Genomic DNA, 17,998 nt, shown 5'->3' on the forward strand with positions numbered 1-17,998 from the left:
TTCAGCCGGATCTCCCCCTCCGTCGGCGCCATGTAGCCGCCCACCGCCTTCAGCAGCGTCGACTTCCCGCAGCCCGACGGCCCGAGCAGCACGAACCGGTCCCCGGGCCAGACCCGGAAGCTCACCCGGTAGGTGGCCGTGACGAGGTGGTCGGGCGTCTTGTAGCGGAGCGTGACGCCGTCCACCTCCAGAAGAGGCTGACCCGTGTCCATCCATCCTCCCTCGCGCCGCGGCTTCGGCCGCGTGTCGACGCGACCGCACCGCGCACTGGCCCGTGTCTCAGCCGTCCTGCGCTCTTCCCGGCGCTTCTCCAGCCCCGCGCGACCGAACTCCCGTCCGCACAAGGCATCGCGATGGCTCGCCGAGATAATGCATCATATATAAGACATCTGGCAACAGCAGCGTGTCCCGTGATCGGTCGATCCGCACCTGTCCGGGCGCAGGCCCCGCCCGCAGACGGGCTCCGAGCGCATGAGGATCGCGTTCGCCGATGGAAGCCGCCGTCGCGAGCCTGGCTTCAGGTACGCCCCTCCGTTCGTGCGACGCCTATTCTCAAGCCGGCGTGTTCGGACGCAGGATCAGCTTCGGCGCGGCGACGCGGCTCGCATCCATGTCGGCGAAGGCAGCCGCGCCCGCGACGAGGGGGCGCTCCTCGACCCAATCGAGGGGACCCAGCCGGCCATCGGCGAGCGCACGAATCACGTCGCGGAACTCCTGCATCGTGTAGCAGTAGCTGCCCGACACGACGATCTCCTGAAGCGTGATCTTGCGCACGTCCAAGCCCCGCTCGCCGGGCAGAAGCCCGATATGCACGATGACCGCCCCCGGCCGGGCGAGCTGGCTCGCCTTGGCCCGCGTCGCGTCGCTGCCGACGGCATCGAGGATCAGGTCGGCGCTGTCGGGACCCGGACCCGCGGCATCGTCGGGCGCTCGGCAGCGGGCCGTCGGGAGGCCGCGCGCGGCTTCGGTGCGCCGCTCGGGATTCGGCTCGATGATGACGACCTCGCCCGCACCCTGCATGGCCAGGACCAGACCCGACCCGAAACCGATCGCGCCGCCGCCCAGCACGACGCACCGCGCCCCCGCCAGAGGGCGGCCGAGAAGCCGCGCCCCCTGGTTGACGGCGTGGTAGGCGACGGCGAGCGGCTCGGCGAGGGCGGCGTGCGTGGTCGACAGCGCGTCCGGGATCGGCACGAGGCTCTTCTCGGGGACGCAGACGTAGTCCGCGAAGGCCCCTGGGCGCGGGGGCATCGAGAGGATCTGCCGGCTCGGGCACAGGTGCGTGCGCCCGGATTCGCAGGCCGGGCAGTGTCCGCAGGTGACCAGCGGATTCACCGCCACGCGCGCGCCGGCCCGCGGCCCCTCCGCGACCCGTCCGGCGGCCTCGTGGCCGAGGATCAGCGGGGCGGGGCGGCGGGCATCGTGACCGTGATAGGCGTGCATGTCGGAACCGCAGATGCCGACCGCCTCGACCCGCACCAGCACCTCGCCGGCCCCCGGCACGGGAACCGGCACGTCGTCGACGATGAGCGCGTTCGGCCCGGTGTAGATCAGCGCTTTCATCGCGGGGCCTCGGACAGGCGGGCGTTCATTTGGCGGTGAATCCCCCGTCGACCGGCAGGGTCTGCCCGGTGACGTAGGCGGAGGCCTCGGAGGCGAGGAAGACCGCCGCGCCGTAGAGGTCGGTGAGTTCGCCGTTGCGGCCGCAGGCCGTCTGGGCGGCGTTGCGGGCCGCGCGCTCGGCATCGGCGAACACCGCCTGCGTCAGCGGCGTCGGGAAGAAGCCGGGCGCGATCGCGTTGCAGGTCACGCCGCGCGCCGACCACGCTTCCGCGATGGCGCGGGTGAGCTGCACCACCGCCCCCTTGGCGGCCCCGTAGGGCGCGGAGTCCGGAAAGGCCCGGTAGGATTGCAGGGAGGCGACGTTGATGATCCGCCCGTATCCGCGCGCCGCCATCCCGGGCGCGAGGGCCTGGGTCAGCAGGAAGGGCGCGCGCACGTGCAGAGCCATGTGCCGGTCGAAGGCCTCCGCCGTCACGGCCGCGAAGGGTTGGCGCAGGTTCATTCCCGCGGCGTTCACGAGGATGTCGACCGGCCGGCCGCCGAGCCGAGCGACGAGGTCGGCGACCGCGGCGGGCTCCGCGAGATCGGCGGGCAGGACCTCGCTGGCGATCGCCTCCCCCCGCAGGTCCTCGGCCGCCGCCGCGAGGTCGGCCTCGCGGCGGGCGGTCAGGATCAGCCCGGCCCCGGCGAGGCCCAGCGCCCGGGCCAGCGCCAGCCCGAGCCCGGAATTGCCCCCCGTCACCAGGGCCGTCCGCCCGGTCAGGTCGAACAGCCGTGTCAGGCGGAAGGTCATGCGGTCACCGCCTCGCCGAGATCGAGGCCGTGGCCGGGGAAATACTTCGCGAGCCGGTGGTCGGCCGTGCGGGCATGGGCCTCCATGCCCTCCAGGCGCGAGATCCGGGCCGTGGCCTGGGCGATGGTCTTGCAGGCCTCCCGGTCCATGCGCTGCCACGTCAGCGGCCGCAGGAACTTGTGCACGGACAGCCCGGCGGAATACCGGGCGGCGTACTTGGTCGGGAGGATGTGGTTCGGGCCGGAGGTCTTGTCGCCGAAGGCGACCGTGGTCTCCTCGCCGAGGAACAGCGAACCGTAATTGCTGAGCTGCGCGAGCCACCAGTCGAGGTCGGCGGCGTGGACCTCCAGGTGCTCGCTCGCGTAGCGGTCGGAGACGGCGACGATCTCCTCGCGGCTCCCGCACACCACCACCTCGCCGTAGTCGCGCCACGCGGCGGCGGCGGCGTCCCGCGCCGTGGGCGGCAAGGCGTCGATCAGCGCCGGCATCCGCGCGATCACGTCGTCCGCGAGGGCACGCGAGGTGGTGAACAGCCAAGCCGGGCTCTCGTGCCCGTGCTCGGCCTGGCCGACGAGGTCCGAGGCCACGAGCGCCGGGTCGGCGGTCTCGTCGGCGATGATTCCCACCTCGGAGGGACCCGCGAAGACGTCGATGCCGACGCGGCCGAACAGCATCCGCTTGGCCTCGGCCACGTACTTGTTGCCCGGCCCGACGATGATGTCGGCGGGCTTTCCGGTGAACAGCCCGAAGGCCATCGCGGCGATCGCCTGGACGCCGCCCAGCGTCATGATCACGTCGGCGCCGGCCACCTGCATCGCGTAGAGCACGTAGGGGTGGATGCCCTCGCCGCGGAAGGGCGTCGAGCAGGCCACGACCGTCGGGACGCCCGCCGCCTTGGCGGTGGCCACCGACATGTAGGCCGAGGCGATGTGGGCGTAGCGCCCGGTGGGCACGTAGCACCCCGCGACGTTGCAGGGGACGAGCTTCTGGCCGGTGACGAGGCCCGGCACCAGCTCCACCGAGAAGTCCTGGACGCTGTCGCGCTGGGCCTCGGCGAAGCGCCGCACCTGTCCCGCCGCGAAGGCGATGTCCGCCTTGACGCGCTCGGGGATGTCCTTCGTGCGCCGGGCGATCTCCTCGGGGGTCACGACGATCTCGCCGGTCCAGCGGTCGAGGGAACGGGCATAGTCCCGGACCGCCTCCTCGCCCCTCGCCTCGATGGCGGCGAGCATCTCCGTCACGACCTGCCGCGCCGCGTCGGTCTCGGTCTCGGGCGTCTTGGTCGCCCGCTTCGCGTAGTCGATCGTCATGATCCCTGCCTCTTTGCGGATGTCTCGAACGAATTCAGACGGCGCCCTTCGGGAGGGCGGAGCCGGGTCCGCCACGGCGCGGGCCGGCCCCTCTGGCGGCCGCGCTGCGCGCCCGGCGACCGCTCGCGCTCAGTGCGGGGCTGCGGCCGCGTCGAACTCCGTGGCGAAGGCCCGGAGCTTCGGATCGGCTGCCACGCGCTTCATGAAGGCGTCGTCGATGTATCCCTTGGCATCGGGGACCTGCGGGATGGTGCCGACCTCGGCCATGAACGTGCCGATCCGCGAGAACCAGCCGTCGACCTGCGAGGGGCCGGCCCCGCGCGCCATCGCCTCGAGCTGCGCGTCGAGGGCGTAGGTCGGGCGCAGCGCGAATTCCTGGTCGATGGCGTGGTCGGACGCCTCGACGCCGCCCTCGGCGTAGAAGCGCTTGGCCATGTCGTGCGCCTCCCTGGGATTCGCCTTGGCCCAGCCCCAGGCCCGGAGATAGACCGCGAGGAACTTGGCGACCGCGTCCGGATGCGCCTTGGCGAAGTCGGCGCGGGTGATCAGGGCGCCGGGCACCATGGCGTCGGCGTCGGCCCCGCTGCACAGAACCTGCGCGCCGGCCTTCTCCTCCAGCGTGTAGGTGTTGGGAGCCCAGACGCCGACCACCTCGCCGGCATCTGCGATCATCGCCGAGATGATCTGCGCCTGTCCGAGGTTGACGAAGCGCATCTCGCGCGGGCCGAGGCCCCACTTCCGGAGGCAGGCGCGGGCGGCGTAATCGGCGGTGGAGTTGGTGGTGACGAGGAGCTTCTGTCCGGCGAGCTGCTTGGGATCCTTGAGGATCGCATCGTGCCGTGCGGCGCGCACCATCAGCGCGTTGGTCTTCGATTCGTCGTTGGTGAGGCCGATCGTCAGCAGGCCGAAGCGCGCCGCGCCGAGGATCGCCGGCACGGAACCGGCCCCGCCGACATCCCAGGATCCCGCCTGCGCGGCGGCGACCTGGGGCGCGCCGGCCGGGAAGACGGCGAAGGTCGGCTCGAGGCCGACCTCCTTCCACCAACCCTTCTGCGTGGCGATGTAGAAGGGCAGCGCCCAGTAGAGCGACGGCTGATAGGACACGCCGATCCGCTCGGGCTCCGCAGCCTTCACCCGCAGGGGCGGCGCGACCACCGGCGCCAGCGCCAGGGCGCCGGCCAGGAGCCATGCCCGCCGCAGGAGCCATGCCCGCCGCCGGCCGCGCCGGCACCCGTTCCCTCGAATCTCGGCCATGTCGCCTCTCCCTCGGATCGCGGACCGTCCGGTCATCGGCCGGCCGCCTTCTCGTCACGCAGCGATTTCCAGATGTGCGTCCGCAGATGGACGAACGATTCGAGGTCCATCACGTCCTCGATGCGGGCGTGATCCTCCCAGCGTTCCGCTTCGCGGACCGCCTTGACGTCGATCATCTCCTTGATCCGCCCCGGGCGCTTGGTCATGACCGCGACCCGGTCGGCGAGGTAGACGGCCTCCTCGACGCCGTGGGTGATGAACAGGACGGTGCGCGGGTTCTTGCGCGCGAGGCGGACGAGTTCCTCCTGCATCACCACGCGGGTCTGCGCGTCGAGGGCGCCGAAGGGCTCGTCCATGAGGAGCACCTCGGGCTCGAGGACGTAGGCGCGGGCGATGGCGACGCGCTGCTGCATGCCGCCGGAGAGCTGGTGCGGGTAGGCGTCGGCGTGGCTCGAGAGGCCGATCATGTCGATCGCCGCGGCGACGCGCTCCTGGCGCTCGGCGGCGGGCATGCCCTTGTTGCGAAGCCCGAACCCGATGTTCTGCGCCACGGTCTTCCACGGGAACAGCGCGAATTGCTGGAACACCACGGCGCGGTCGGGACCCGGCTCGGTGACCGGCTGTCCGCCGACGGTGATCCGGCCGCCGGTCGGGGCTTCGAATCCGGCCGCGAGGCGCAGGCAGGTCGTCTTGCCGCAACCCGAGGCGCCGACGATGGCCACGAACTCGCGGTCGGCCACCGTGAGGTCGACGCCGTCGAGCGCCTTGACGTTGCTCCCGAAGCTCTTCTCGACCCGCTCGAACCGGATTGCGCTCATCGGATCCCCTCAAGCCTGTCCGTGATGCCGGCGGAGGCGGGTCTCGAGCGTGCGCAACGCGACGTCGATGACCACGCCGACGAGGCCGATCGCGACCATTCCGACCATCACGGTCGCGGTCGAGACGGCCCCCTGGGCCTGCACCATCATGTAGCCGACCCCCGTCGAGGCCACGATCAGCTCGGCGCCGACCAGGGATTGCCACCCCAGGCCCGCGCTGATGCGCAGGCCGGCGACGATCGAGGGCAGGGCGGCCGGCAGGAGCACCTCGGCGATCATCCGGTAGCCCGGCGTTCCGAGCATCTCGGCGGCTTCCAGCAGGCGCGCGTCGATGTAGCGGGCGCCGCGATAGGCGTTGATCAGGCAGGGCGGAAAGGCGCCCGCGAAGATGATCAGGATCGGGCCGCCGATCCCGGTGCCGAACCAGAGGGCGGCGAAGGGCACCCAGGCGATCGGCGCGATGAAGCGCAGCCCGTCGAAGATCGGCGTGACGATGTCGTCGAGGAGGCGCGACCAGCCCATCGTCAGACCGAGCGGCACGCCGACCGCGGCGGCGAGCAGGTAGCCGACCAGGAACCGCTGCAGGCTGGAGGCGACGTGGGCGGGGAGCGTGCCCCCCGCGAACGGCCGCTCGGTCAGGGTCGCGAAGCGCTCCGCCACGGCGACCGGTCCCGGAAGGAACAGCGGCGAGACGAGGCCGGACCGGGCGAGGAACGCCCAGAAGCCGAGGAAGGCCAGGGTGCCGATGGCGCCGAGGGCCAGGCTGCGATGCAGCGGCAGGGGCTGGCGGGAGGCGATCATGCCGCCCCCCGCAGTTGCGCCCAGCCGATCGCCCGGCGCTCGGCGATCCCCAGCAGCGCGGTGCTGCCGGCACCGAGCACGCCGACGGCGGCCATGCCGACGAGGATCATGCCCGGGTAGAGGTCCTGCTGCGCGACGTTCAGGACGTAGCCGAGCCCCGCGAGCGAGCCGACGAGCTCGGCCGCGACCAGGGTGGTCCAGCTCGCCTGGAGCGCCAGCCGCAACCCCGTGAAGATCATCGGCGCTGCCGCCGGCGCCAGAACGTCGAAGACGAAGCGCAGCCGCGGCGTGCCGAGCATCTGGGCCGCCTCGACGATCTGCGGCGGCACCCCGCGCACGCCGGCCTGGGTGCTGATCACCGCCGGGGGCAGCGCCGCGATGACGATCACCATCACCTTGGCCTCGTCGCCCAGGCCGAGCCATAGGATGGCGAGCGGGATCCAGGCGAGGGGCGGGATCGGGCGCAGCAGCAGGAAGACGGGGTTGATGAGGGCTTCGGCCGTGCGGTTCCAGCCCATCAGCAGGCCGAGGGGAACGCCGAGCGCCACCGAGACGACGAAGCCCAGGGCGACGAGCCGGAGCGAGTGCAGGACGTGGATGAGGAGCGTCGTATCGGGATAGCCCCGGACGAGGGCCTGGACCGCCGCCGACTCCACGTCGCCCGGTGCCGGAAAGCGTCCGGCCGAGATCAGGCCGAGGCCGGTGGTCGCGACGTACCAGAGGACGGCGATGACGACGAGCGTCGCCATGCCGACGCACATGCGGCGGCTGAACTTCACGGCGTTTCCTCGTGCTGCGGTGGCCGTCTTGTCGCGACACATCGCATGAGCATTCAATGAATGCGCTTTCATTGTGCGCGTCACGGCTGTGTTGTCAACCACCGGTTTTTGATCGTGACTGACGGCCACCGCGCGCCGCCGCCCTTTTCGGCCCGCGATCCACTGCGGCGGTTGCGTTTTCATGAATGCGCATTCATCACTGCGCCAGTCGGGATCCGGCCCAGAGTGACTTGCCGTGAAACGTCAGCAGCGCGCGACATTGCAGGCGGTTGCCCAGCGGGCGGGCGTGTCGCCGGCGACCGCCTCGCGTGCGATGGCCGGCGCCGCGATCGTCCACCCGGACACGATCCGCCGGGTGCGCGCGGCCGCCGAATCCCTCGGCTACCTGCCCGGCGGCCCGGCCCAGGCCCTGGCATCCGGGCGGACGCACACGATCGGAGCCATCATCCCGACGCTCGATCACTCGATCTTCGCACGCGCGGTCCAGGCGCTGCAGACGACCCTGGTCCGTAACGGCTATCAGCTCCTGATCGCGGCGCACGAATACGCGGCCGCGGAGGAGGCTGCCCTCGTCCGGTCCATGCTCGGTCGCGGGGTCGACGCCCTGATGCTTGTCGGCGCGGACCACCTGCCCGAGACCTGGGCTCTCATCACCGAGGCGCCGATCCCGGTGGTGCTGACGTGGTCCTTCGATGACCGGCTCGACTCGATCGGCTTCGACAACGCGGAGGCGGGCTATCTCGCGGCCCGGCACCTGCTCGCCAAAGGTCACCGCCGGTTCGGCGTGGTCTCAGGCTTCACCCAGGCCAACGACCGTGCGCGCCTGCGCATCGACGGCGTGCGGCGGGCTCTCGCGGCGGAGGGGCTGGACCTTTCGAACGCCCGGGTATCGCAGCAGCCCTTCTCCCTCGCCGGCGGCCGGGCCGGCCTCCTGCAACTCTTGGGGCTGGCTGAGCCGCCGACGGCCGTGGTGTGCGGCAATGATCTCCTTGCCGTCGGCGTGCTTCTCGAGGCCGAACAGCGCGGCTTGGTCGTTCCCCGCGATCTGTCGGTCGTCGGGATCGACAATCTTGAGATCGCGAGCCACATCGCGCCGTCCCTGACGACGATTCATCTTCCGACCGCGGAGCTTGGACGGGAGGTCGCCGAGCATCTGCTGGCCCGCCTGCGCGGGGAATCGCGCGCGCGCCGGACGGAGATGCCCATCGAGCTGATCGAGCGTCGTTCGTCTGGACCGCTGCCGATGCCCACCGGTCAGCCGGTCGCAGTGCCTCAGCCCGGCGTCACGTGACCGAACATCTCGGTGCCCATAGGGACAGGCGTGGACATACCCGCGGCCAACACAAGCTACGTGCTTGATTTTGCTGGCGCGCCCTGCGGGAATCGAACCCGTGCTTTCGCCGTGAAAGGGCCGCCACGAGACAAAGTAGACAAAAGCGCACTACACAATACGTTCTGTGCACTCGACTTTTTTGCCTCCTACTATCATAGTTGGTCTGGCCGTCTGTGTGAAATGCTCTGTGAATCTGCGGGCCGGTCTTCGCAGCCGATTTGCGCAGCGCCTTTGAGATCACCTCAGGGCCGTTGTCGCAGCGGATGTGCTTCGGGATGCCATGAAGGCACATGGCGTCGGCCAGCGCCTCAATCAGACCCATGCCGTTGATCCGCCGCGCCACCTTCAGCGCCAGGCACGTCCAGCTATGCTCGTCGATCAGCGTTAGGATGCGCAGGCTCCGACCGTCGTGGGTCTGAGCCTGCACGAAGTCGAAGCTCCAGACGTGATTGCGGTAGAGCGGACGCAGCCGCACGCACGAGCCGTCGTTCAGCCAAAGCCGGCTGCGTGGTCGGTGCCTTTGCGGGATCTTCAACCCCTCGCGACGCCAGATACGCTGAACCCGGTCCTCGCCCTCCCGCCAGCCGTCTGCCTGCAGCAGAGCCGTGACACGGCGGTAGCCAGAGCGCCCGTACTCGGACGCCAGGGCGATGATGGCCTGGGTCAGCGCATCCTCGTCGGCCGGCAGTGTGGGCACGTAGCGCCGCGTGCCTCGGTGCTGGCCGACGATCCGGCAGGCGCGACGTTCCGAGAGGCCGTACTTCTCCCGGATGCCATCCACCGCCTGCCGGCGTCCCTCGGGGGCTATAAGTTTCCCGAGGCGACATCCGCCAACACCTGCTTTTCCAAGGACAGGTCAGCCACGAGCCGGCGCAGCCGCGCGTTTTCGCGCTCCAGGTCCTGCATCTTCCTGGCCTGGTCGACCTGGAGGCCGCCGTACTCCTTGCGCCAGCGGTAGTAGCTTTGCTCGGAGATCTCCGCCTCTTTGCACGCCAGCGCCAAGCTCTTGCCCTGGGCCGTCTGCACCTCGATCTGGCGCAGCTTCAGTACCACCTGCTCCGCGCTCGTCTTCTGACCTCGCCGCGCGTTCCACTCCTCTGGTCCTGGCTGATCCTCTCAATCAGCCCGGTCCAAAGCCAGCCGGTCAGGTCACGCTGCGGCTGCCACCGGATCAGCACGCCCCTCGAAGACGTCGACGCCCGGATGCTCGGGTGCCCAGATAACGACCATTCGTGAACGAGCCTAAGCGGCAAATTGTGGTTCAGGCGGACATCGTGAGCGCGCCAGGAGCGTCCGATGTCCGTCAGTGTCATCGTTCCAATCGCGCTGATCGCTGTTGGTGCTGTCGCTCTCCGACAGGCCCAGGGACATGCGTCCGATCTGCGAGAAGCCCAGCTCCGGTTGCTGAACCTTGCCATCGAGTCGGCCAGCGTGGGTTTGGTCGCGTTTCGACCAAGCGGCGCCTCGGGTGAAATCACGCACGCGGTGCCAGGCCGCGTTTCGGCTTGGACTTGCCGAAGCGTCGAGTTGAACGTATCGGCGAAATCGTTCGATCATCAGGTGTGTGCTCAGCTCCTCGGCAGGGAGATCCGAGCCATGACGATCACCACCTCGATCAACGCCGTTGGACCCGTGAAGGCGACGGAGATGATCCAATCAGCAAGAGCAGAAGCTGCGATCGAACACCGAGCGGGGCTGTATACCGTCACGATGCCGGTGCCCAAGTCCGACGACGCTGCCGCCCGAGCGCCAGTGGACGATCGGGAGCTCCGCGCGTTGCAAGAACGCGTAGTCGACATCAGCGTTTGAGCCGTACGCCGCTCGGAGCCTCCGTTCCTGAGCAAGCCAATTCGTCTCGAAGCAAGAGACGACAGCCACTCATCGGTCCCGCCAAGCTTTGCTGATCTGATCCATCAGCGGCTTCGTCAGATAAGACAGCACCGTGCGGTCGCCGGTCTTGAGAAAGGCGTCGACCGGCATGCCCGGCACGAGACGAATCTCACCCAAGCGCGCGCGCTCGGCATCGGAGACCCGGATACGCACCTTGTAGAAGCTCAGGCCCGACTTCGGGTCCTGCGTCACGTCCGCCGCTACGCGATCCACAAGCCCGTTGATCTCCGGTGTCGTGCGCTGATTGAGCGCCGAGAAGCGCAGAGTCGCGAGCTGATCGATCTGCACGTGGTCAATATCCTTCGGCTCCGCCCGAACTTCGACTGCCAGCTCGTCTGACTCGGGGACAATCAGCATGGCGGGTTCGTTCGGAGTCACGAGGCCGCCCACCGTGTGCACCGTCATCTGATGAACGACCCCATCCTGTGGCGCCCGAAGATCGGTTCGTCTCAGCTGATCGAGGGCGGCCGTCCGCTTCTCCTCGTATTCCGACCATTTGCTTCGAATCTCCGTCAGGTCCCTGCTCACCTCGTTCCGCATGTCCTCGTCGATCTGCATGATCTGCAGCTCGACCTCGTTGATCTTGCCCTTGGTCTGCGCGATCGAGGCGGCGAATCGGCCGCGGTCCCCTTCGAGTCTCGCAGCTTCGCGCTCGAGGGACGTCAGGCGGGGGAGCTGGATCAGGTTCTTAAGCCAAAGCTCGCGGATGCCCTTCAGCTCCTGATCCACAGCGGAGACTTCCCGCGACTTCGCGGCCATCTGATCGTTGATCCCTGCGATCTCTTGACTGAGCTGGGCAATGCGTTCGCGCAGCTGGGCCTTGCGACCCTGCCGTGCCTTACTGCGCGCAAGGAACAGGCGGGTCTCGCTGTCGATGAGGCGGGCGACCGCGTCGTCCGAGGAAGCTCGGGCCTGGAGATCGGAGGGGAAGTTGAGGGCGATGTCGCCATCGCGTTCCGACTCCTCGCGCGTCCGCTTGGCGGCGAGCGCGTCCATCGCGCGGAGAACAGTGTCGAGGATCGCCCTTGGCTGCGTCTCGTCCAGCCGGACCAAGATGTCGCCGGCCCTGACGTGCTCGCCTTCGCGCACGCGCAACTCGCCGACGATCCCGCCGATTGGATGCTGAACCTTCTTCACGTCGCTCTCGACCACGAGCCTTCCGGACGCGATGACTGCGCCGCCGATCTGCGTGAAGCTCGCCCACCCGCCGACACCGCCGACGAGCGTCGCAACCAACAGGGCCGTGAAGCGGACCTGTCGCCGGATCGCCGCCCGGGACGCATGACCCAGGGGCGGCGATGCATGCTCTGCGGTGACGCGCATCGGAATGGCGGTGGGCATCCGGTCCCCTCCTGGGATTTGACGTGGGCACGACATCCCGACGCGACGGGCGGGTGCGCGGCGGACCGGCGCTGCGGTTGCAGAGCGGTCTCGACTGGAAGAGATGTTGTCGCACGGCGGCGCCGCGCGTCCGTGAGGCAGGTCACGCAGCGGATCGGGGTCCATTCCGGCAAGGCGCTAGGGCAGCGTCCCGACGAAGCGGTGATTGATGACCACCCGGCCGCCGCGGACGACCTCGAAGGTTGCCTCGTAGGTTCCCGCGCGAAAGCCGTCGGCCGGACGCCGCCGCCCTGTGAAGATCAGGGATTGCGCACGCGGGTTGGCGAGGGGCGGCAACTGGTTCTGAGCGAGGATCTGTCCGTCCGGAGTCCGGACGACGAGACGCTGCACGTCTCCGGCCTCCAGGCTGATCGCCCGGACCCAGGCGACCAGGGTCTCAGCGCGAGCGCGGAGGGGACCGGCAGCCTCGGCCTCGACGGCGGCCATCGTCACGGGTCCGTCGGAGAAGCCGGAATTGAGGACCGTCCCGGCCCGGTAGTGAAGGCTTGCGCGGACCGCTTCATCCCAGAGGCTCGCATGGCGGCCCGGATGCGCTGAACCGTCAATTGCGAAGGGGTCAACGGGCCGACCGGCGAGGCGAACGGTGAAATGGAGATGTGGAAACTCCGTTGCGCCGGAGAGGCCGACATGACCGATGACTTGGCCGGCCGCCACGGCTTCGCCGGGTCGCACCGTCACGCTGCCCTGCGCCAGATGGCAATACTGGGTCTCGTATGATTTCGCATGTGCGATGACGAGACCGTTTCCGCATTCGGCGCCCGCTACCTTCGCCATCCCAGTCTCGCGAACCGAGACGTCGGGGGCGTCGATGCGGATGCGGAGTACAGTGCCGGCAGCTGCCGCCCGAACAGCGCCGAGCGGTCCGGCCGCGGTGACGGATGAAGTAAGGCGGAAGTCTGTGCCGTCATGCCGATCGTAGGTCTGTGAACCGCCAGTGAAGTCGCGAGCCTCGGGACCGGAGTCGCGATCAACATAGTACTGGACGAAGCAGGTTCGGCCCGGATCGCAGGCGAGCGGAAGCTGCAGTTGGAGAGAATTGGCACCTGCGCGCGTCGACCCGAGAGTCGCGGCAAGGATGCAGGCGAAGACGCGCAACGCTGGCATGTTCGGCTCGCTTTCCAAGATTCCCAGCTCGATGGTCTCAGGTGCATCCGAGACGGATGTCTCGGCCTTGCCCGGGCGAAGCGCTGAAACTCCCGGCGACATCGCCCCGCGCCCCGCCGCGGGCGTCGCCGCTGCCAGGACCGGCCGGAATGGCCCGCTTGAGGCTCCCGCGGATCCAGTTCGGGGGCAGCAGGTCGCCATCTGCAGTGACGATCCAGGGGTGCCGATCGGGATGACTCAGGACGGCAGCCGCCGCGGCGATCGCTTCGCGCAGGCTGTCGAACCGCTTGGGATGCCTTGAGAGGAAGCGTGCCGCTCCTTCGTGCCAGACCTTGAGGGACGCGGGACGTTCGAGGGTTTCGACTTCCATCGCTCGGGTTCCCTGTGCGGTAGCGGCACGCGGCCTCTCGAGGGGATCCGGCGGCCTCAGGGGCAGTTCGCCTGCTCCTGATCTGGCCCTGAATGTTCCACCCTTTCGGATCGGCGACTGTGAGCGAGATCACCGAAGCCGGTGCGCCGGACAGGCGCCCTGCCGACCGGATCGCGCAGCCGTCTGCCTTTGCTGGCGGCCGGGCTCGAGGCCCCCCGTCCGCACAGCCCGGCAGAGCCGGGACCCACCGGTCGCGGGAGACCGGCGGAGCCGACGTGATCCCGATCACAGTCCACCGCGGGACGGACGGTTCATACCGGTCTTACGACACGCGGCAGACGCAAACCCGTCCCCGCGATGCGGTCGCCGAAGCCTTCTCGAGGAGACTGGTCATGTTCGAATTCCTGAAGAAGAAACTCCGGGCGCAGCCGTCCAAGCGTGTCACCGAAGTGGGCTGGACCATCACCGATACCAAGGCGGCCCTCATCTGGGACGACCCGGAGCCGTTCCGGCGAGACCTCGGCCGGGCAGCGTCAGCCAAATCGGTCCAAGGCTGCCCGGCAGCGGTTGATATCGACGCCCGCCACATCGTGATCCGGTGCCCCATCGACCTCCATCTGCGCATCAACTTGGCGGAGGGCCGCGACCCGGTCCTGGAGAATGTGGACGGCGCTCGCAGCACGATCCGCCCCAAGCACATCGGTCAGATGGTCAGCATCGTGAACCCGGCCGAGTGGCGCCACCCCAAGCGGCCGATCCTTCAGATCATCACGCCCTACCTCTTCCTCTCGGACGAGGTCGCCTACATCAACCAACTGCCACCGTTTCTCGACTACCAATCCGACTCAATTCCAGGAACGCTGATCAGCGGGCGCTTCCCGGTCCACATCTGGCCGCGCCCTTTGATGTGGGCCTTCGAGTGGCACGATACGTCGAAGAACCTGATCCTGCGCCGCGGCCAGCCCTGGTTCTATGTCCGCTTCGACACGCTTGATCCCTCGAAGGCGACGCGCCTCGTGGAGGCGGAGATCACGCCACAGGTGCAGCGCTACATCGACGATATCAGCGGCGTCACGAACTACGTGAATCGCACCTACGCGCTGTTCGAAAGGGCCAAGAAACGCCGGCCCGAACAATTGCTCGTTCCGCGCACGGACCGGAAGGCGACGCGTTCAGCCGCCAAGTGCCCGATGGCCGCCTGAGCGCAACTCGATGAGGCTGGTCAGGCGCGCACGTGGTCCGGCTAAACACGCGTCACATTCTGCCTGTGTGAGCCTGCTCACGGATTCTCGGCCCCGTCGATTGCAGATTGAGGCATGCGGGCCGGGCTGGCCGCTCGATTTCGGAAGTCTACAGCCCGGGGCTTCCAGGCACCTTCGGTCAGACCATTCAACAGAGGGGCGATGCGCGATGAAACCGGCTTCCGTCGAACTCGGCGCGGCGCTGTCGAGCTGCCGCTCGGCCCTGGCCAGCCTCATCGTCACCAGCGGACTACTCAACATCCTTTACCTGACAGCCTCGTTCTTCATGTTGCTGATCTCCGACCGTGTCCTCCCGAGCCGGTCGGTGCCGTCCCTCGTCGGTCTCGTCCTCCTGGCTTTGATGCTCTACGCGTTCCAGAGCGCCCTCGAGGCGCTCAGGGGCCGCATCCTGAGCCGGGTCGGCGCCGTCCTCGATGAATGCCTCAGCCCCCGCGTCTTCGAGGCGCTGGTGCGCGGTCCTCTGGAAACCGGGGCGGCCACCAACAGCCAGATGCCCCTGCGGGATCTCGATCAGGTGCGCGGCTTCCTCGGAGGCTCGGCACCGACGGCACTCTGCGACCTGCCCTGGATGCCGCTCTACTTCATCATCTGCTTCCTGTTTCATCCCCTGATCGGCTTCGCCACCGTGTTGGGAGCGGTCCTCCTCGTCGTGATCACCCTCGTCGCAGACCGCCTCACGCGCGGCCCGTCGAAAGTCGCGACCGAGCACAGTCAGCGCCGGAGCAGCGTGACGGAGGCCAGTTGCCGCAACGCCGACGTCCTGATCGCCATGGGCATGCAGGGCCACTTTGCGGCCCGGTGGCACGATGCGCACACCCAGTACCTCCTGGCGCAGCAGCGCATGAGCGACGTCGCGGGCGCTTCGAGCGCTGTCTCGAAGGCAGCCCGCATGGCGCTGCAGTCGGGCGTCTTGGCGCTCGGCGCCTTTCTGGTGATCCGCGGCCAGAGTTCGCCTGGCATCATCATCGCCTCGTCGATCCTGCTCGGCCGCGCCCTGGCGCCGCTCGATGCGACGATCGCGAACTGGAAAGGGGTCATCGCCGCGCAGCAGAGCTGGAGCCGGCTCGCCGACGCGATCACCAAGGCGTCGGCCGTGCGGCCCACCTCTGCCCTGCCGGCGCCCGTGCAGGTGCTCAAGGTGGAGGGCGTGAGTGTGGCTCCCCCCGGAAGCACGCGCCTCACGGTGAAGGAGGTGCGGTTCAGCCTGAAGGCGGGGCAAGCGCTCGCCGTCACCGGCCCGAGCGGATCCGGCAAGTCGACCCTGGTCCGGGCGCTTGTCGGCATCCTGCCTCTGGCCCGAGGAACGGTCTGGCTCGATAGTGTGCCGATCTCCCAGTGGCAGGCCGCGGATTTCGGACGCCACGTCGGATACCTTCCGCAGGAAGTCTCGCTCTTCGCCGGCACGGTGGCGGAGAACATCGCCCGCTTCGCGCCCCACGCGGACCGTGCCGAAATCGAAGAGGCCGCGCGACAGGCGGGGGTCAACCAGCTGATCGAAAGCCTGCCGGAGGGCTATGATACGGTGTTGGGCGACGGTGGCACGGGCCTGTCGGGCGGCCAACGGCAGCGCATCGGCCTCGCCCGCGCCCTGTTCGGCTCGCCTTTCCTCCTCGTCCTCGATGAACCGAACGCCAACCTCGATGGCGAGGGAGACGCGGCCTTGACCCGAGCGATTCTCAGCGTCCGGGCTCGCGGCGGCATCGTCATCATCGTGGCCCACCGGATGAGTGCACTGACTGCCGTCGACCTGATGCTGACGATCGAGGCCGGACAGGTCGCGGCCTTCGGGACCAAAGACGAAGTGCTCCGCAAGATTCGAGGCCAGTCAGGCGGCGAGGTGAAGAGCGCGCGGCCCGATGCCGGTCCTGGCCGCACGACGGCGCACCATCCGCCGATGCACATCGTGAAGGAGAGCGCCTGACATCGTCCGGCTTCCGGCGAAGAAGCGGGGATGCGACGAGGCCGCCTTGGAAGGTCCTCTGAGCGGGTGGTCCGGTGATCCGGGCTGCCCGCTCCTTTTTGGCGAGGGCACGGTCGGGAGGGCGGCCGTGATGTCCGGCCCGGCGGCGCGCCGTCCGAAGGCCGCGCCCTGCTGTCGAGGGGCGGTGTCGGCTGAGCCACGCGGCGGCCGCGGCATCGGTCTATGGTGACGGCGACCTGCGTCGAACCAGCGATCGCGCGCCTGTCCTCGCGGTGCCGACATCTCTCGACACTTCGGATTGCCTCCGCGCCGATCGAGACCTGTCCAGAACGGAAAACGGGACGGCGGGTCGGGCTACGGAACGGGAAGACGGCTCGAGGGTCCGGAGCGATTGCAATGCCCGCCGCCCCGCCTGGAGGCTTCCGAGGCGAGGGCCAGTGAATCAGTACGGGTCGACGGCAGAGCGGTCGATTGAGAGACTGCTGCATCGGCCGAGCGGCGGGCACAACGGGAAACACGCGCCTGACCGGATCTTTATCGCTATAATTACTGATTATTTCGCCATAATTGCCGCATAATTAGATCACGTTGAAAGGCATTCGCAGTAGAATGCAAATTTAGCGATGCAGAAATTCACATCTGGTAAAGGCGGGACGCAGACGGGATGCGGCGTCGACGTCGATGCCTGGACGCTCCTTGCGGGGATCGTGCGGCTCGACATGCATCATCTGGGCGTCCGTCGACCGGACCCTTGAGAAGAACTCCTTTGAGCGGCGCTGAAGGCGAGGCAGCCGGATGGTACCGGGCTCAAGAGGCCGAGGCTCGATCCGGCGACACGCAGGGAGGCCGGGAATGATCCTCCACTCAGTCGCCGAGCGGTCCATTGTGATCTTCATCACGGTATCCGCCCCGACGTCATCGTAAAACGAATTCGACTTCGACGGGGAACCCTCCGGATCAAGTCTCGCATAGCGCAGAAAAAACTGCGCGATCCATAGAGAAACCATTGGGCGGCGAGGCATCGCCCCACAAATGACGGAGTAACGGACATGGCTAAGATCTACGGCACCCCTGGCAACGACACCATCTACGGCGGCGAAGGCAACGACACCATCTACGGTGGCGGTGGCAACGACACCGTCTACGGCGGCGGTGGCAACGACACCGTCTACGGTGGCAAGGGYAACGACACCATCYACGGCGGGGCCGGCAACGACCACCTCTACGGCGGCAAGGGTGACGACACCGTCTACGGYGGCAAGGGCAACGACACCATCCASGGCGGGGCCGGCAACGACCRCCTCTACGGCGGCAAGGGTGACGACACCGTCTACGGYGGCAAGGGCAACGACACCATCCASGGCGGGGCCGGCAACGACCACCTCTACGGCGGCAAGGG

The 17,998-nt window shown here is 68.5% G+C and carries 16 protein-coding genes and 1 pseudogene; 5 read left to right on the plus strand and 12 right to left on the minus strand.

All coding sequences use genetic code 11. The features are described 5' to 3' along the window. From ACXJKQ_RS26090 to ACXJKQ_RS26125, 8 genes are all read right to left on the minus strand, one after another. A partial coding sequence (locus ACXJKQ_RS26090; protein WP_457108584.1) for an ATP-binding cassette domain-containing protein occupies positions 1-212 on the minus strand: 212 nt, incomplete at its 3' end. 340 nt (positions 213-552) lie between these two features. Continuing rightward, positions 553-1,563: an alcohol dehydrogenase catalytic domain-containing protein gene (locus tag ACXJKQ_RS26095; RefSeq protein ID WP_457108585.1), complete on the minus strand. Its 1,011-nt coding sequence runs from the start codon at positions 1,561-1,563 to the stop codon at positions 553-555. 25 nt (positions 1,564-1,588) lie between these two features. Then, positions 1,589-2,356, minus strand: coding sequence for an SDR family NAD(P)-dependent oxidoreductase (locus ACXJKQ_RS26100; RefSeq protein ID WP_457108586.1), 768 nt, complete (start codon positions 2,354-2,356; stop codon positions 1,589-1,591). After that, positions 2,353-3,666: a sulfopropanediol 3-dehydrogenase gene (gene hpsN, locus ACXJKQ_RS26105; RefSeq protein ID WP_457108587.1), complete on the minus strand. Its 1,314-nt coding sequence runs from the start codon at positions 3,664-3,666 to the stop codon at positions 2,353-2,355. Before hpsN ends, ACXJKQ_RS26100 begins: the two co-directional genes overlap by 4 nt. A 129-nt stretch (positions 3,667-3,795) precedes the next feature. Further along, positions 3,796-4,920: an ABC transporter substrate-binding protein gene (locus ACXJKQ_RS26110; protein WP_457108588.1), complete on the minus strand. Its 1,125-nt coding sequence runs from the start codon at positions 4,918-4,920 to the stop codon at positions 3,796-3,798. Positions 4,921-4,952: 32 nt separating this feature from the next. Then, positions 4,953-5,738 carry an ABC transporter ATP-binding protein gene (locus ACXJKQ_RS26115; RefSeq protein ID WP_457108589.1) on the minus strand — a complete coding sequence of 262 codons (786 nt, stop codon included), beginning with the start codon at positions 5,736-5,738 and terminating at the stop codon, positions 4,953-4,955. A gap of 9 nt (positions 5,739-5,747) precedes the next feature. Further along, positions 5,748-6,539: an ABC transporter permease gene (locus tag ACXJKQ_RS26120; protein WP_091782298.1), complete on the minus strand. Its 792-nt coding sequence runs from the start codon at positions 6,537-6,539 to the stop codon at positions 5,748-5,750. After that, the gene (locus ACXJKQ_RS26125) at positions 6,536-7,318 is read right to left on the minus strand and encodes an ABC transporter permease (protein WP_457108590.1); all 783 of its coding nucleotides are present in this window, start codon (positions 7,316-7,318) and stop codon (positions 6,536-6,538) included. Before ACXJKQ_RS26125 ends, ACXJKQ_RS26120 begins: the two co-directional genes overlap by 4 nt. A 235-nt stretch (positions 7,319-7,553) precedes the next feature. On the opposite strand from ACXJKQ_RS26125, the gene ACXJKQ_RS26130 reads away from it, so the two are divergent. Beyond that, a complete protein-coding gene (locus ACXJKQ_RS26130; protein ID WP_457108591.1) occupies positions 7,554-8,609 on the plus strand; it encodes a LacI family DNA-binding transcriptional regulator in 1,056 nt (351 codons plus the stop codon). A gap of 232 nt (positions 8,610-8,841) precedes the next feature. On the opposite strand, the pseudogene ACXJKQ_RS26135 reads toward ACXJKQ_RS26130, so the two are convergent. After that, positions 8,842-9,704, minus strand: a pseudogene (locus tag ACXJKQ_RS26135) (IS3 family transposase); the annotation flags it as partial. 243 nt (positions 9,705-9,947) lie between these two features. Between ACXJKQ_RS26135 and ACXJKQ_RS26140 the strand changes: the two are divergent. After that, positions 9,948-10,460: a hypothetical protein gene (locus tag ACXJKQ_RS26140; protein WP_457108592.1), complete on the plus strand. Its 513-nt coding sequence runs from the start codon at positions 9,948-9,950 to the stop codon at positions 10,458-10,460. Between the two features lie 69 nt (positions 10,461-10,529). Here ACXJKQ_RS26140 and ACXJKQ_RS26145 read toward each other — a convergent pair whose 3' ends face one another. From ACXJKQ_RS26145 to ACXJKQ_RS26155, 3 genes are all read right to left on the minus strand, one after another. Continuing rightward, positions 10,530-11,882 carry an HlyD family type I secretion periplasmic adaptor subunit gene (locus ACXJKQ_RS26145; protein ID WP_457108593.1) on the minus strand — a complete coding sequence of 451 codons (1,353 nt, stop codon included), beginning with the start codon at positions 11,880-11,882 and terminating at the stop codon, positions 10,530-10,532. A 177-nt stretch (positions 11,883-12,059) separates the two neighbouring features. Next, positions 12,060-13,148, minus strand: a complete 1,089-nt coding sequence (locus tag ACXJKQ_RS26150) for a M23 family metallopeptidase (protein ID WP_457108594.1) — start codon at positions 13,146-13,148, stop codon at positions 12,060-12,062. After that, positions 13,084-13,416 carry a hypothetical protein gene (locus ACXJKQ_RS26155; protein WP_457108598.1) on the minus strand — a complete coding sequence of 111 codons (333 nt, stop codon included), beginning with the start codon at positions 13,414-13,416 and terminating at the stop codon, positions 13,084-13,086. Before ACXJKQ_RS26155 ends, ACXJKQ_RS26150 begins: the two co-directional genes overlap by 65 nt. 392 nt (positions 13,417-13,808) lie before the next feature. Here ACXJKQ_RS26155 and ACXJKQ_RS26160 point away from each other — a divergent pair, with 392 nt between their 5' ends. The 3 genes from ACXJKQ_RS26160 to ACXJKQ_RS26170 form a co-directional block, all read left to right on the plus strand. Next, complete coding sequence (locus ACXJKQ_RS26160; protein ID WP_457108595.1) at positions 13,809-14,618, plus strand: hypothetical protein; 810 nt, start codon at positions 13,809-13,811, stop codon at positions 14,616-14,618. 208 nt (positions 14,619-14,826) lie between these two features. Continuing rightward, a complete protein-coding gene (locus ACXJKQ_RS26165; protein ID WP_457108596.1) occupies positions 14,827-16,599 on the plus strand; it encodes a type I secretion system permease/ATPase in 1,773 nt (590 codons plus the stop codon). Between the two features lie 1,049 nt (positions 16,600-17,648). Beyond that, positions 17,649-17,998: calcium-binding protein (locus ACXJKQ_RS26170; RefSeq protein WP_457108597.1), on the plus strand; the 350-nt coding region annotated here is incomplete at its 3' end.

This window comes from Methylobacterium sp. P5_C11 (assembly GCF_054049775.1).

Coding starts and splice junctions, on each gene's coding strand:
- ACXJKQ_RS26110 (WP_457108588.1), bottom strand. CDS start 4,920: ATGGCCGAGATTCGAGGGAACGGGTGCCGGCGCGGCCGGCGGCGGGCA.
- ACXJKQ_RS26095 (WP_457108585.1), bottom strand. CDS start 1,563: ATGAAAGCGCTGATCTACACCGGGCCGAACGCGCTCATCGTCGACGAC.
- ACXJKQ_RS26150 (WP_457108594.1), bottom strand. CDS start 13,148: ATGTCGCCGGGAGTTTCAGCGCTTCGCCCGGGCAAGGCCGAGACATCC.
- ACXJKQ_RS26145 (WP_457108593.1), bottom strand. CDS start 11,882: ATGCCCACCGCCATTCCGATGCGCGTCACCGCAGAGCATGCATCGCCG.
- ACXJKQ_RS26155 (WP_457108598.1), bottom strand. CDS start 13,416: ATGGAAGTCGAAACCCTCGAACGTCCCGCGTCCCTCAAGGTCTGGCAC.
- ACXJKQ_RS26120 (WP_091782298.1), bottom strand. CDS start 6,539: ATGATCGCCTCCCGCCAGCCCCTGCCGCTGCATCGCAGCCTGGCCCTC.
- ACXJKQ_RS26160 (WP_457108595.1), top strand. CDS start 13,809: ATGTTCGAATTCCTGAAGAAGAAACTCCGGGCGCAGCCGTCCAAGCGT.
- ACXJKQ_RS26100 (WP_457108586.1), bottom strand. CDS start 2,356: ATGACCTTCCGCCTGACACGGCTGTTCGACCTGACCGGGCGGACGGCC.
- ACXJKQ_RS26165 (WP_457108596.1), top strand. CDS start 14,827: ATGAAACCGGCTTCCGTCGAACTCGGCGCGGCGCTGTCGAGCTGCCGC.
- hpsN (WP_457108587.1), bottom strand. CDS start 3,666: ATGACGATCGACTACGCGAAGCGGGCGACCAAGACGCCCGAGACCGAG.
- ACXJKQ_RS26140 (WP_457108592.1), top strand. CDS start 9,948: ATGTCCGTCAGTGTCATCGTTCCAATCGCGCTGATCGCTGTTGGTGCT.
- ACXJKQ_RS26115 (WP_457108589.1), bottom strand. CDS start 5,738: ATGAGCGCAATCCGGTTCGAGCGGGTCGAGAAGAGCTTCGGGAGCAAC.